The following is a 12,610-nucleotide window of genomic DNA, read 5'->3' as shown; positions in this document are numbered from 1 at the left end:
GTAGTCGCTCCGGTCGTCGGTCAGGGCAAGCGGCGGGGTTGTGAGGTGATGCAAGCCGGAAATTATCGTCCGTGCGTCGGCATTATGCTGCTCAATCGCGATGGGCTGGTATTTGTCGGGCGCAGGCGCAAAAAAAATCTACCGGAGCATTTGCGCCAGGGACATGAATGGCAAATGCCTCAAGGCGGAATCGACGTCGGCGAAGATCCCTTGCAGGCGGCATTGCGCGAGTTGAGGGAGGAAACCAACGTCCTGTCCGCAACGCTCCTCGCCGAATCCCCCGGTTGGTATACCTACGATCTGCCCGACGAGTTTTCCAGAAAGTCGTGGAAAGGGCGGTTCCAGGGCCAGCGTCAGAAATGGTTCGCGCTGCGTTTCGACGGCGACGAAAGCGAGATCAACATCGAGACGCCCGCCGGCGGACAAAAACCGGAATTCGACGCATGGCGGTGGGAGCCGATCGACCATCTCGTCGACCTGATCATTCCCTTCAAACGCGCGGTCTATGAGAAGGTGGTACAAACCTTCGGCCATCTCACCGCGCCCGCTGTGAGAAACCGATAGGGCAGGGCGGACGCCTGGGGAGAAAAGCGACCAAGTTGAAGGCCGCCTCCTCAGTCCGTCTGGCGTGCCCGCAGCGCAGACCTCTAGGGTCGTCGCGGCTAGCGGTTATTTCGGGGCCAGAACCATCACCATCTGACGCCCTTCCATTGAGGGCTCAGCTTCGACTTTGGCGATCGTCGTCGTCTCGGTCTTAACCCGCTCGAGCAAGCGATAGCCGAGATCCTGGTGCGCCATTTCGCGACCGCGAAACCGCAAGGTGACCTTCACCTTGTCGCCCTCTTCAAAAAACCGGCGCACGGCCTTCATCTTGGTATCGTAGTCATGTTCGTCGATACCGGGGCGGAGCTTGATCTCCTTGATTTCAACGATCTTCTGTTTCTTCCGCGCTTCAGCGGATTTCTTCTGCTCAAGGAAGCGAAACTTGCCGTAATCCAAAATCTTGCAGACCGGCGGGTTGGCGGTCGGAACGATCTCGACGAGATCAAGTCCCGCGTCGTCGGCGATTTGCTGCGCTTCAAGGGTGTCTATAACGCCGCGGTTCTGGCCTTCTGCATCGATTAACTGGATTTCGCGAGCGCGGATATCTCGGTTGATGCGTGGCCCGTCCTTCTGCGGAACCGGGGGAGCTTTCATCGGACGGCGAATGGCATTGTCTCCTTTACATTGGTTGATCAAATCCGGCAGGGCGACGAATCGCGCAATTTAGGATCGCAATCCATACCGGACTCAGATAAAACATCGGTTTATTATCCTCCGAAGTCAATGAGATTGACTTCCAGGAGCGCTCTTGCTTTTCCAAATTAGCCCAACTGGGTGAAAGCAGCGGTCATTGTCCGCCGCCGCGCGCGGCGAGATAGACCTCGAGCGTCTGCGCCCAAATCTGCTCGATCGAAAAATTCGCCTCGACATGCGCCCGCGCTCGCAACGAAAACCGATCTCCTGCGGCGGCCCCGAGGCTGAGAACATCCATCAAGGCGTTAGCGAGAGCCTCCGCTTCGCCCGCCGGGACGGCCCAGCCGGTGCGCGAGGACGGATCTACGTCGGGCGGCGCGAGAATGGTTTCGCGCGCGGCCCCAGCATCGGCGACGATCACCGGCGTGCCCAGCGCCTGCGCTTCGAGGGCTAATCCAGCGAAACTCTCTGACCGCATCGAAAGAGCGACGACGACCGAGGCTGCGAGAAGCGCCGCCGGCCGATCCGCGCCAAGGCCGCCTCGGCGCATGACGTCATGCAGCCCGACCCTGGCGATCGCGGCGTCAATCTCTTTGGCGAACGCGAGGCCGCCATGCTCATCGCTGCCGAGGATGAATTTCAATCCGCCGAGGCCTGCGTCCTGCGCTGTCAGCAGGCGCACGGCCTCAATGAGGACCTTGTGGCCGCTCGACGCGCGCGCTCCCGCCGCAAGGAAGACGACCCGTTCGTCCGGGGCCGAGCCCCAAGCCCGCCGCAGAGCCTGGACCCGCGCCGGCGCCACCGCTTTGGGCGCGAATAGCCTGCAATCGACGCCGCCGCGAATGATGTGGATTTTCTCTTTTGTTGCGGGGTAAAATTTGGCCACAAACGCGGCCGCGAAGGCCGAATCGACGATAATGGCGTCTCCCCGCGCCATGATCGAATTATAGCGCGCCGCGAGCGCGCCCCCGCCCGCATAGGCTCCTTGAAAATTGGTCACGAAAGGCGTCTTGGTCAGACGCGTCGCGCCGTAGGCGACCCAGGCCGGGGCGCGCGAGCGGGCATGCACGACGTCGACCCGCTCGCTCTTGATCAATTGCGCCAGCCGGCGCGCATTCAAAACCATCGCGAAAGGGTTTTTGGTTTTGGCGGGAAACGGCGTAAAGACGCCTCCCTTGGCTTGCAGTTCGCTCACCATGCGACCGCCTTGACAGGCGACAAGAGCCGTGGCTCCGATGCGGCTCAAGGCCGCCGCCATGTCAATCGTCGCGCGCGCCGCCGAGCTTGGCTGCAAATCCGGAATGATCTGAAGCACGGTGACGCCAGCGAGAGGATGCGCGGCTCTGTCGCGGAAAGGCGCGCCGGACGCTGGCGACATCAGGCGAGGCTGCGTTCAAAGAACGAGGGCTGCAAGGCGGAACCACATTCTCGAGAAAACCCAGGATCGAGCGAGCATAGACGCGCGTACGGAACGGTGGAAGAGCAGCCTCTACAAATCGATGGCGCCTTAGCGGACGGCCCACCAAAATTCCTCACGGTGGGGGAGGCCGCGCTGGCGCGCAGCATCGCCTATTTGCGTCGCGTTTCGCATGGAGATGGCGCAGCGCTGCCGGGCATCGTCTGGCTTGGCGGATTCAACTCAACTATGCGCGGGGAAAAGGCGAGCCATCTTGATTGCGCGGCGGCGGCAAACGGGCGGGCATATCTGCGCTTCGATTATTCCGGGCACGGCGAATCGGAGGGTCGATTTGAGGCGGGCGCGATCGGCATATGGCTTGAGGAAGCTCTTGCTGGCCTTCGAGCGCTGACCAAGGGCCCGCAAATCCTTGTTGGGTCGTCTATGGGCGGATGGCTGGCGCTGCTCGCCGCGCGGGCGTTATTCGCCAGCGGTGAAGCGGGGAGATTGCGCGGCCTTGTGCTGATCGCGCCGGCCGTCGACTTCACCGAGGCGCTGCTCTGGGCATCCATGACTGATGAGGCTCGCGTCAAAATTGAAAATGAAGGACTTTGGTTGCGGCCATCGCGTTATGGCATTGCCTCATATCCGATCACGCGCAATTTGATCGAGGAGGGCCGCTCCCATCTCCTGTTCGAGTCGACGATCCGCAGCCATTGCCCCGTCCACATTCTGCAAGGGATGCAAGACGAAGATGTACCCTGGCGTCATGCTTTGACCTTGATTGAGCATCTGCACGGCGATCCGGCGACGCTAACGCTTATCAAGGATGGCGATCACCGCCTGTCGCGGCAGGAAGATCTGGCGAGAATATGGGCTGCCGTTGAGGGGATCGGATAAGATCCTGAGATCGAGGCGCGTTATCGTTCCAAGGCGGCGGCAAAGCCTGCGTCACGAGGGCAAGCACATGTCAAAACGGCTTCTCGGCAGCCTCGACAAGCTCAATTGTCTCGTGTAGATACTTTCTTTCCAATTGAAAACAGCGTGTCGAAACGCTCGCCGGAAAAATCTGGCGGAACGACAAGGTTTGAACTTATGGACATTATCGCTCAACTCGAGGCCGAGCAGATCGCTAAGATTTCGGCCGGAAAAACGATCCCGGACTTTCAAGCGGGCGACACAGTGATCGTCAACGTTAAGGTGAAGGAAGGCGACCGCACGCGCGTGCAGGCCTATGAGGGCGTCTGCATCGCCCGCACCGGCGGCGGCCTCAACGAGAGCTTCACGGTTCGCAAAATTTCCTACGGCGAAGGCGTCGAGCGCGTATTCCCGATTTTCTCGCCCAATATCGATTCGATCAAAGTGATCCGCCGCGGCAAGGTTCGTCGCGCAAAGCTGTATTATCTGCGCGATCGTCGCGGCAAGTCGGCCCGCATCGCCGAGAAGATGGAGGCCCCCGCCGCCAAGGCTGCGCGCGAGGCCGTCAAGAAAGAGGCCAAGGCTGCGGCAAGGCTCGCCAAGGAAACTCCGCCTGCGGCAGAATAGACGCCGGCTCGCGGGTTGCCTTTCAACTAACGCGAATTATATCGCCTGTATGCGTTGACCGGCTCGCTTAATTCATTTCAGCGGGCCGTTTAATATCCAGCGGTGGCCGAACGGATCGCGAAAGGTCGCGACCCTGGTTCCCCAAAACGATTGGGTTGGGCTCGTTTCGCCCTTGGCGCCTAACCCTGTCGCCTTGGCGAAGACGTCATCGACGTCTTTGGCCTTTGGATATTCGAGACTGACGGAAGTGGTCACAAGTTCGCCTGGGACGGACATCCGCGTCTGGCCGAACTCTGGGAAGGCGTCGGCCAACATGATCGAGCCGCCATTGATCGACAGCTCGCAATGCATGATTCGCAACCCGTCGAAAGACGGCATGATGGTTTTCTGTGTGGCGCCGAAGACAGTTGTGTAATAGGCGATTGCCGCCAGGGCGGGGGAGACAGTCAGGTAGGGCGCAACCGGCGGGCGCATGGGTTTCTCCGAACTTAGAACTTATATGTCCTGCAGCAGATCAGCGAAGGTACTTCTCCGCATGAAATGTTGCGAGTAAGAACTGTCGCTTCCATCTTTTTTTAGAAAACGCGCGTCCGGCGCATCATAGGTTCGTCAAATGGCAACTTTCCGCACGCTCTATGACAAGATTTGGGACGATCACCTGGTTCATCAGTCGCCGGATGGCGCGTGCCTCATTTACGTCGATCGCCATCTCGTTCATGAAGTGACGAGCCCGCAGGCGTTTGAGGGGTTGCGTGTTGCCGGCCGTTCCGTTCGCGCTCCGGAAAAGACGCTCGCCGTAGTCGATCACAATGTTCCGACGACCGATCGGTCGCAAGGCATCCACGACCCCGAAAGCCGCATTCAGGTCGAGCAGCTGGCGACCAATGCAAAAGACTTCGGCATCGAATATTTCAACGAACTCGACCAGCGTCAGGGCGTCGTTCATATCATTGGTCCGGAACAGGGCTTTACGCTGCCAGGCGCAACCATCGTGTGCGGCGATAGCCATACATCGACGCATGGGGCCTTCGGCGCGCTGGCGCATGGCATCGGCACGTCCGAGGTAGAGCATGTGCTGGCTACCCAGACCTTGATCCAATCCAAGGCCAAAAATATGCGCGTCACCGTCGATGGCGTTCTGCCCGATGGCGTGAGCGCCAAGGATATCGTGCTGGCGATCATCGGCGAGATCGGCACGGCGGGCGGCACCGGCCATGTCATCGAATATGCCGGCGAGGCGATCCGCGCGCTGTCCATGGAAGGCCGGATGACGATCTGCAATATGTCGATCGAGGGCGGCGCTCGAGCCGGGATGATCGCGCCCGACGCCAAAACCTTTGCTTATCTCGAGGGTCGGCCCAAGGCGCCGAAGGGCAAAGCCTGGGACGATGCCGTGGCTCATTGGGAGACTTTGCATTCCGATGAGGGCGCGCATTTCGATAAGGAAATCCGCCTCGACGCCACAAGCCTGCCGCCGCTCGTCACTTGGGGCACCAGCCCGGAAGATGTTGCGACGATCAACGGCGTGGTGCCAAAACCAGACGCTTGCGATAGCGAGAGCAAACGCGCCTCCATTGCTCGCTCGCTCGCCTATATGGGACTGAAGGGCGGCGAGAAGATCACCGATATCGCAATCGATCGCGTGTTCATCGGCTCATGCACCAACGGCAGGCTCGAGGATTTGCGCGCCGCCGCCAAAATGGTCGAGGGCAAGCATATCTCGGCCCGTGTCAACGGCATGGTCGTGCCGGGCTCTGGCCTCGTCAAGCATCTGGCTGAAGCCGAAGGTCTCGACGTCATCTTCAAGGCCGCTGGTTTCGAGTGGCGCGAGCCTGGCTGCTCGATGTGTCTTGCGATGAACCCGGACCGTCTCGCGCCGGGCGAACGCTGCGCTTCGACTTCGAATCGCAACTTCGAGGGGCGGCAGGGTTTTCGCGGCAGGACCCATCTCGTCTCCCCGGCGATGGCGGCGGCGGCGGCGATCGCCGGTCACTTTGTCGATATCCGGGACTGGCGCTAAGCGGTTGCGCGGCCAGGCGCAGTCGCAAAAATTGCGCTCGATCTAGCGCGCCAGGTTGCGGGGCGGATCACAATCCGATAACGGAAGAGCGTGCGAAACGCGTTGAACCTTTTTGAGTCGATCGAAAAGGTTTAGCGAGCGGGCGTGGTGGAACTGGTAGACGCGCCGGACTCAAAATCCGGTTCTGGAGACAGAGTGTCGGTTCGATTCCGACCGCCCGCACCACCTTGGACATTGCAATGCAAACGCCTGACGCGATTCGCTCGAAGGCCTCAGCCAAGCCCTGGGCCGTCGCGCCAAAGGCGGGCGCCTCCGACTCCAACCAATAAAATGCCCATGCCCTCGATCAAAGCAGCGCCCGAGCCGGCGGGATCGATCGGGCCTGGCCCCATCGTCATTTCGATCCAAAGCCAGGTTGTCCACGGCCATGTCGGCAATAGCGCCGCGGCGCCGCCGATGCAGATGCTCGGGCTAACCGTCGCCGCCGTTCCGACGACATTGCTGTCGAATCAGCCGGGTTATCCCACCATGCGCGGTCGCGTGCTCGATGCCGATCTCGTGGCTGACCTGCTGCTCGGCGTCGAGGAGCGCGGCCTGGTCGAGGCGGCTCAAGTTTTGGTGACCGGCTATCTCGGCTCTCATGAGATTGGGGTCGCTGTGGCTGAATTCGTCGACCGCGCGCGGGTCCGAAATCCTGATCTTATTTACGTCTGCGATCCCGTCATCGGCGATGACGATCTTGGCGTCTTCGTTTCAGCCGGACTGCCAGACTTGTTCCGCGACCGACTTGTCCCGGAAGCTTCGATCATCACCCCAAATCAATTCGAGCTGGAGCTTTTGGCTGGAATGCCCGCACGAGATGTGGGCGCGTTGCAGATGGCCGTAGCGCTGCTGCGCCGCCGAACTGGGCGGGCGGTTGTGACGGGATGCGCGCTCAACGACACGCCAGCGGGGCACGTCGAGACCATCGTCTGTGATGGGGCCCTCGTTCACCGCATTGCGACGCCGCGTCTCCCTATCAGACCGTCGGGCACCGGCGATCTTTTCACTGGCCTGCTCGTCGCGCATCTTTGTAATGGAGGCGATTTGATCAGCGCTAGCGACAAAGCCGTGGCGGGAGTCTTCGCGGTTTTGCAAAGGACCGAAGCCGATCGTTCCTATGAGATGCGGATTCTGAGCTCTGATCTTAAGATAAGCGGCTGAGAGGGCGTCCCGCCGATTGCGGATCATCGCCGCCCCGATCAAGGTCAGGAACATTCGCCCCATGGTAGGCGCTGGAACAAATCATACAAAAACTAATCTCGAAGGCGGCCCAACGATCATCTTGGTGCGGCCGCAACTCGCCGTGAACATCGGAATGTGCGCCCGGGCCATGGCCAATTTCGGCCTGTCCGATTTTCGTCTCGTGTCGCCGCGCGAGGGCTGGCCCCGGACCGGAGCCTTGAAGAAGGGAGCCAACGCCGCCGCGGCCGGAGCTGTGCATCTCCTCGAGGCTGCCAAGCTTTTTGACACGCTGGAAGAGGCGGTCGCGGACCTCAATTTCGTCTATGCGACGACGGCGCGCGAACGCGGCCAGCATAAGCCAATTCTGACCCCCGTGGAGGCCATGCCGGAAACGGCGCGCGGGATCGCGCGGGGAGAAAAACACGGCGTTCTGTTCGGCCCCGAGCGCACCGGCCTCTCCAACGACGAAGTGGCGGTTGCGGATGCGATCATCACCTTTCCCGTCAATCCGGCCTATGCTTCGCTCAATCTGGCGCAGGCGGTGCTGTTGACGGGCTATGAATGGATGCGAGCCTCGACGGCGGCGGAGGCCCCTTTCAAGATGGACGAGCGCTCTCCCGCCGCGCCGCGCGAAATGGTGCTTTCGTTTTTTCAATATCTCGAAGACGAACTCGATCGCGCAGACTTCTTTCGGCCGGCGGGAAAGGGGCCGGTCATGCGGCGAAATCTACGCAATATTTTCCATCGCTTCAGCCTCAGCGAGCAAGACGTGCGCACCTTGCGCGGCATGATCGTGCGGCTGGTGGAAGGACCGCGCGTTAAGGGCAAGCGCGGCACGCGGGACATAACCGAAGCCGCGGATCGCTTAGTCGCCGATGAGGAAGGCTGAGTAGCAGCCTCCAGCAGCCCCGATCGAACCTCAGCGCGTTGTTTTGGCGACATTCGCCATCTTTGCGTCTTGTTTCATTCCGATCAAAGGTCCTTTAACCATTCGTGCGCTTGCATGTTCAGCTCGCGGTTGGCCCTGCGAGTCGATCCTGTCGCCGGAACAGGTTAAGGAAAGCGCTGAAAAATGGATTCGGTTGCCGGCATGGCTCACTCGCCCAAAATTCTCGTGTTCGATTCCGGCCTTGGCGGCCTGACCGTGTTCGCTGAAATCGCGCTGTTGCGGCCTGATGCGAAATTCATCTACGCCGCCGACGATGCCGGCTTCCCCTATGGCGCCTTGCCGGAAGCGGCTTTGGCGCCGCGGGTTATAGCGGTGATGCAGAGGTTGATTGCGAACTATGCGCCCGATGTCGCGGTCATCGCCTGCAACACGGCCTCGACCCTCGTGCTGCCGCATTTGCGGGCGCGCTTTCCGCAATTGCCCTTTATCGGCACGGTGCCCGCAATTAAGCCGGCGGCGATCCAATCGCGCTCAAAGCTGATTTCGGTTCTGGCGACGCCCGGCACCGTCGCGCGCGACTACACTCGCGACCTCGTGCGCAGCTATGCCGCCGATTGCAGCGTGACGCTGGTCGGCTCTTCCGCCCTCGCCAGCCTCGCGGAGGCATTTATGCAGGGAGACGCGCCTTCGGACGCAGCGATCTTGAGGGAAATCGTCCCGGCCTTTGTCGAGGCCGAAGGACGCCGAACCGACGCCATCGCGCTCGCCTGCACCCATTATCCCCTATTAATCGGGCAGTTGGAGCGGCTGGCTCCCTGGCCCGTGACCTGGATCGACCCGGCGCCGGCAATCGCCCGCCGCACCGACCATGTCCTTTCCGAGGACCTCGGCCTTCGTTCAAATTCCGCCCGTTCGCCGACGGAGGCGCCTAATTGCGCCCTTTTCACCGGCGAGACGCCGCCGGGACCGCAACTCGTCGAGGCGCTGCGCCGTCGCGGGATCGGGAAGATCCACATGGAGCCGATGCCGCTGGTTTTTGCGTAACGCACGCGCAAGGCTAACGGCCGCATAATTGAGGAGTTTGCAAGATATGGCTGCAGCCGCCAAGAACATCGTCTGCGTCCACTGTCAAAGCGTCAATCGCGTTCCAGCGGATCGGGATGCGAAGCAGGCCATTTGCGGCCATTTTCGACAAACAAATTAACCGCAGCGACATCCCTGTGGTGGTGGATTTCTGGGCGGATTGGTGCGGACCCTGCAAAATGATGGCCCCGGCCTACGAGCAAGTCGCCGCAGAGCTTGAGCCGAGCTTTCGTTTCCTGAAGGTTGACACGGAGGCGGAACAGCATCTCGCCGCGCGCTACAACATCCGCAGCATTCCGACACTGATGGTATTTCGCCACGGATCCATCGTCGCTCAGCGCGCGGGCGCGGTCGACCGAAATTCCCTGCGCGCTTGGCTTAAGCAGATTCCATCGGCGTAACAATGCGGATTGCCGCGGCGCAACGCCTAAAACAACGATCCTTGCTCACGTTTTTTCGTCTCGGTTCCGCCATTCGAGACTTTGCCTCTACCGCGTCCCGGCGCGCCTGCCGCTGGCCCGGCGACCGCCGCCTTGTGACCATCTGAGAACTCAATATCGAGAACCGCGCCGTCGGCTATTTCGGCGGCCATCCGCAAAGGCCGCTGATCCGCGTCTCGAACTAGAGCAAACCCCCGCGCGAGAACCTGTCGATAGCCGAGGCTGCCAAGCAATTGATCGAGAGTTCTGATTTCAGCCCGCCGCGCCGCAATCTGCGTGCGAAAACTATGCGCCAGGCGCTGCGCCAGGCCATTCAGACGATGGCGCGCCGCTGCGATTCTTTCGCGCGCGATTTTGGCTCCTGCAAAACGCGCATTGGCCAGTCTCAATCCGGTTTGCCGTACAGCCTGCGCTCGCCGGTCGTTGCCGATTTCGAGACAGCGGCGCATTCTTTGTTCGAGCGCGATGAGCCGTTCGCTGGCGCGGCCCATTTTGGCTTGCGGCGACTGTTGGGCGAGGCGATGCGAGAGTCGCGCGAGGCCAATGCGCTGGCGATCATGCCCGCGCAGAATCGCGCCTGAAAAGCGATTGGCCGTATTGTCGAGACGTTGGCGGGGCAGGGCGAGAATAGCCTCGCTTTGCGGCAGCGCGCGCACGAGAGCGCGGAATTCGCCGCGGCGGCGATCGAGGAGACGGAACGTCGCCCCATTATGGCGGCGGCTGAGATCTGCGAGCGCCGCCGCCAACTCCATGCGCACGGGAACGGCCTTTTCCGCCGCTCCCGTCGGCGTCGGCGCGCGCAGATCGGCGGCGTGATCAATCAAGGTCCAATCCGTCTCGTGTCCAATCGCCGAAATGATTGGAAGAAGGCTTTGCGCAACCGCGCGCACCACAATTTCCTCGTTGAAGCTCCAGAGGTCCTCCAGCGAGCCGCCGCCCCGCGCGACGATGATAACATCGGGCCGCGCCAACGGGCCGTGGTCCGGCAGCGCATTGAAGCCTTCAATCGCCGCCGTGACTTCGGCAGCCGACGTCTCGCCCTGAACGCGCACAGGCCAGACCAGAACCGGACGCGGAAAGCGATCCGCGATCCGGTGCAGAATGTCGCGGATGACGGAGCCCGTCGGCGAAGTCACGACGCCGATCCGCCGGGGCAGAAACGGCAGCAATTGCTTGCGCGCTTCATCGAAGAGACCTTCGGCGGCGAGTTTGCGGCGACGCTCCTCGAAAAGCGCCATAAGAGCGCCGATGCCAGCCGGTTCAATCGCCTCGATTACGATCTGGTACGTCGACTTACCGGGAAAGGTCGTGATTTTTCCGGTGGCGATAACCTCGAGGCCCTCTTGCGGCTTCACGCGCAATCGACCGAGGACGCCCTTCCAGACCACGGCGTCGATACGTGCGGTCTGATCCTTGAGGCAGAAATATGCGTGACCGGAGGAATGCGGCCCGCGATAGTTGGAGATCTCGCCGCGCACCCGCACGAAGCCAAAACGATCCTCGATGGTTCGCTTCAGGGCGTTGGATAATTCGCTGACGGTCAGTTCCGGCGCATTGGTCGCCGCAGGTTCAGGCATGGCGCGACGATGCAGGATTTTTGCGGCGGAGAAAAGCCTTCGCCTGATGTCAAAATTCGATCCCGATCGTGAGCTCCGCCTTGTTCCGCGAGAAATTAGTGAGATCGAGATGATTTGGATCGCCCGCGGCGTTGCCTGCGATCTGCGTCGAGATGGCCGCCCCGACGAAAACTGTTTTATTAACCCGAACATATAAGGTCGGGCCGAAATAAAGGGCATTGCCGGCGAAAGTCCCGAACGTCAATCCATTATAGGCGCGGAAATATTCGAGTTCGGCGCCAAGCAGGACGTTGGTTTCGAGAGCGTAGGCCAAAGCGCCGCTGACGCCAAGATCGGCGCTTCTCGTCCAGCCCGGCGCGCCGAAATCGTGTGAGATTTGCGGCGCGTAGATGAGGTTGAGCGCCGCGAACAGTCGATCCGGGACGAGTTCGGTATCGAGAATAATCCGCGTCTCGGCCGAAAAACCCTTATTCAGTTTGCCGGCGTCATCGATGCGCGTCCAGGCTGGCTCGATCCAAACTGTTAGACCTATGGGAGAGCTTGGGCTGCGTTGAACGAAAACATAATTGAATTTCGTCGCCAAGCCGTCGAAATTGGCCTCGGTGCGATTAGCTAGTCCATCGACGCGGGAGATCTGATCATAGGCGCCAAGAAGCGTGGCGTCGATTTCGAACGCGTCGCTAGGACTGAACTCGAAGATGACGTTCTGCTCGACGGCGTTATACGACCCGGCGCGTTTTTGGAACGCTAAATCGGTCTCTAATTCGAGCTCACGTTCGCCCGCGAGCCCCACATCCGTGCCAGATGTGAACCCGAACATGTTTTTGGTGTCGATGCCCCTCTCGGACTGGCTTTCCGGCTCCTGCGCTTTGGCCCCGGCGGACGAAACGATCACGAGAACTGCGGCGATGCTCGCGGCAATCAACCGGCGAGATAGGTCGGCGAGGCGGCTCGTTTGACGATCGGCGATGACAGGGTTTGCAAGGCATGGCTTTTCAATGCTGTGCAAAACGACTTTCCTCCCCCTGCGCATTGCGCATATTGAGGGAAAAAATCTAACAAGAAAGGGATTTTGTTCCAGATAAAGCGCAAACAATCACGCTATGTGATGAATTTATCTAGGCAATAGAGGGGGTAAATCGCGAGGGGGCGTGACGCGCCTTATCGGCCGTAAGCAAACCTCGCCAAAACACGATTCAA

12 protein-coding genes, 1 tRNA gene and 1 pseudogene are annotated in these 12,610 nt (G+C 60.7%); 9 read left to right on the top strand and 5 right to left on the bottom strand.

The features are described from left to right. Positions 1-48: 48 nt before the first annotated feature. Positions 49-564, top strand: a complete 516-nt coding sequence (locus tag WDN46_15705; GenBank protein ID MEJ0094809.1) for an RNA pyrophosphohydrolase — start codon at positions 49-51, stop codon at positions 562-564. A 105-nt stretch (positions 565-669) separates the two neighbouring features. Here the strand turns inward: WDN46_15705 and infC are convergent, their stop codons facing one another. Then, positions 670-1,197, bottom strand: coding sequence for a translation initiation factor IF-3 (gene infC, locus WDN46_15700; protein MEJ0094808.1), 528 nt, complete (start codon positions 1,195-1,197; stop codon positions 670-672). Between the two features lie 193 nt (positions 1,198-1,390). Next, positions 1,391-2,614 (bottom strand): glycosyltransferase, encoded by a 1,224-nt coding sequence (locus WDN46_15695; protein MEJ0094807.1) that lies wholly within the window; start codon positions 2,612-2,614, stop codon positions 1,391-1,393. 96 nt (positions 2,615-2,710) lie between these two features. Between WDN46_15695 and WDN46_15690 the strand changes: the two genes are divergently transcribed. Further along, positions 2,711-3,532, top strand: a complete 822-nt coding sequence (locus WDN46_15690) for an alpha/beta hydrolase (GenBank protein ID MEJ0094806.1) — start codon at positions 2,711-2,713, stop codon at positions 3,530-3,532. A 195-nt stretch (positions 3,533-3,727) separates the two neighbouring features. Continuing rightward, positions 3,728-4,177, top strand: coding sequence for a 50S ribosomal protein L19 (gene rplS / locus WDN46_15685; GenBank protein MEJ0094805.1), 450 nt, complete (start codon positions 3,728-3,730; stop codon positions 4,175-4,177). 72 nt (positions 4,178-4,249) lie between these two features. Here rplS and WDN46_15680 read toward each other — a convergent pair whose 3' ends face one another. Next, positions 4,250-4,651: a VOC family protein gene (locus tag WDN46_15680; protein MEJ0094804.1), complete on the bottom strand. Its 402-nt coding sequence runs from the start codon at positions 4,649-4,651 to the stop codon at positions 4,250-4,252. 139 nt (positions 4,652-4,790) lie between these two features. Between WDN46_15680 and leuC the strand changes: the two genes are divergently transcribed. From leuC to trxC, 6 genes and pseudogenes are all read left to right on the top strand, one after another. Beyond that, complete coding sequence (gene leuC / locus WDN46_15675) at positions 4,791-6,197, top strand: 3-isopropylmalate dehydratase large subunit (protein MEJ0094803.1); 1,407 nt, start codon at positions 4,791-4,793, stop codon at positions 6,195-6,197. A 138-nt stretch (positions 6,198-6,335) separates the two neighbouring features. After that, a tRNA-Leu gene (locus WDN46_15670) sits at positions 6,336-6,422 on the top strand. 111 nt (positions 6,423-6,533) lie between these two features. Next, the gene (pdxY, locus tag WDN46_15665) at positions 6,534-7,400 is read left to right on the top strand and encodes a pyridoxal kinase (GenBank protein ID MEJ0094802.1); all 867 of its coding nucleotides are present in this window, start codon (positions 6,534-6,536) and stop codon (positions 7,398-7,400) included. A gap of 61 nt (positions 7,401-7,461) precedes the next feature. Continuing rightward, positions 7,462-8,310, top strand: coding sequence for an RNA methyltransferase (locus WDN46_15660; GenBank protein MEJ0094801.1), 849 nt, complete (start codon positions 7,462-7,464; stop codon positions 8,308-8,310). A gap of 183 nt (positions 8,311-8,493) precedes the next feature. Further along, the gene (gene murI / locus WDN46_15655; protein MEJ0094800.1) at positions 8,494-9,354 is read left to right on the top strand and encodes a glutamate racemase; all 861 of its coding nucleotides are present in this window, start codon (positions 8,494-8,496) and stop codon (positions 9,352-9,354) included. 46 nt (positions 9,355-9,400) lie between these two features. Further along, positions 9,401-9,794: pseudogene (gene trxC / locus WDN46_15650) on the top strand (thioredoxin TrxC). A gap of 26 nt (positions 9,795-9,820) precedes the next feature. On the opposite strand, the gene xseA reads toward trxC, so the two are convergent. Both xseA and WDN46_15640 read right to left on the bottom strand, forming a co-directional pair. Continuing rightward, positions 9,821-11,410: an exodeoxyribonuclease VII large subunit gene (xseA, locus tag WDN46_15645; GenBank protein ID MEJ0094799.1), complete on the bottom strand. Its 1,590-nt coding sequence runs from the start codon at positions 11,408-11,410 to the stop codon at positions 9,821-9,823. A 49-nt stretch (positions 11,411-11,459) separates the two neighbouring features. Further along, positions 11,460-12,419 (bottom strand): hypothetical protein, encoded by a 960-nt coding sequence (locus WDN46_15640; GenBank protein MEJ0094798.1) that lies wholly within the window; start codon positions 12,417-12,419, stop codon positions 11,460-11,462. Positions 12,420-12,610 lie beyond the last annotated feature (191 nt).

The organism is Methylocella sp., from assembly GCA_037200525.1.
Classification (GTDB): domain Bacteria; phylum Pseudomonadota; class Alphaproteobacteria; order Rhizobiales; family Beijerinckiaceae; genus Methylocapsa.
The sequence above is the reverse complement of the archived record's forward strand: the minus strand, read 5'-3'. Positions and strand labels throughout refer to the sequence as shown.

What these genes read in the sequence shown, in the direction of transcription:
- xseA (MEJ0094799.1), bottom strand. Translation starts at nt 11,410, where the DNA reads ATGCCTGAACCTGCGGCGACCAATGCGCCGGAACTGACCGTCAGCGAA.
- WDN46_15705 (MEJ0094809.1), top strand. Translation starts at nt 49, where the DNA reads ATGCAAGCCGGAAATTATCGTCCGTGCGTCGGCATTATGCTGCTCAAT.
- murI (MEJ0094800.1), top strand. Translation starts at nt 8,494, where the DNA reads ATGGATTCGGTTGCCGGCATGGCTCACTCGCCCAAAATTCTCGTGTTC.
- WDN46_15680 (MEJ0094804.1), bottom strand. Translation starts at nt 4,651, where the DNA reads ATGCGCCCGCCGGTTGCGCCCTACCTGACTGTCTCCCCCGCCCTGGCG.
- leuC (MEJ0094803.1), top strand. Translation starts at nt 4,791, where the DNA reads ATGGCAACTTTCCGCACGCTCTATGACAAGATTTGGGACGATCACCTG.
- WDN46_15660 (MEJ0094801.1), top strand. Translation starts at nt 7,462, where the DNA reads ATGGTAGGCGCTGGAACAAATCATACAAAAACTAATCTCGAAGGCGGC.
- pdxY (MEJ0094802.1), top strand. Translation starts at nt 6,534, where the DNA reads ATGCCCTCGATCAAAGCAGCGCCCGAGCCGGCGGGATCGATCGGGCCT.
- infC (MEJ0094808.1), bottom strand. Translation starts at nt 1,197, where the DNA reads ATGAAAGCTCCCCCGGTTCCGCAGAAGGACGGGCCACGCATCAACCGA.
- rplS (MEJ0094805.1), top strand. Translation starts at nt 3,728, where the DNA reads ATGGACATTATCGCTCAACTCGAGGCCGAGCAGATCGCTAAGATTTCG.
- WDN46_15695 (MEJ0094807.1), bottom strand. Translation starts at nt 2,614, where the DNA reads ATGTCGCCAGCGTCCGGCGCGCCTTTCCGCGACAGAGCCGCGCATCCT.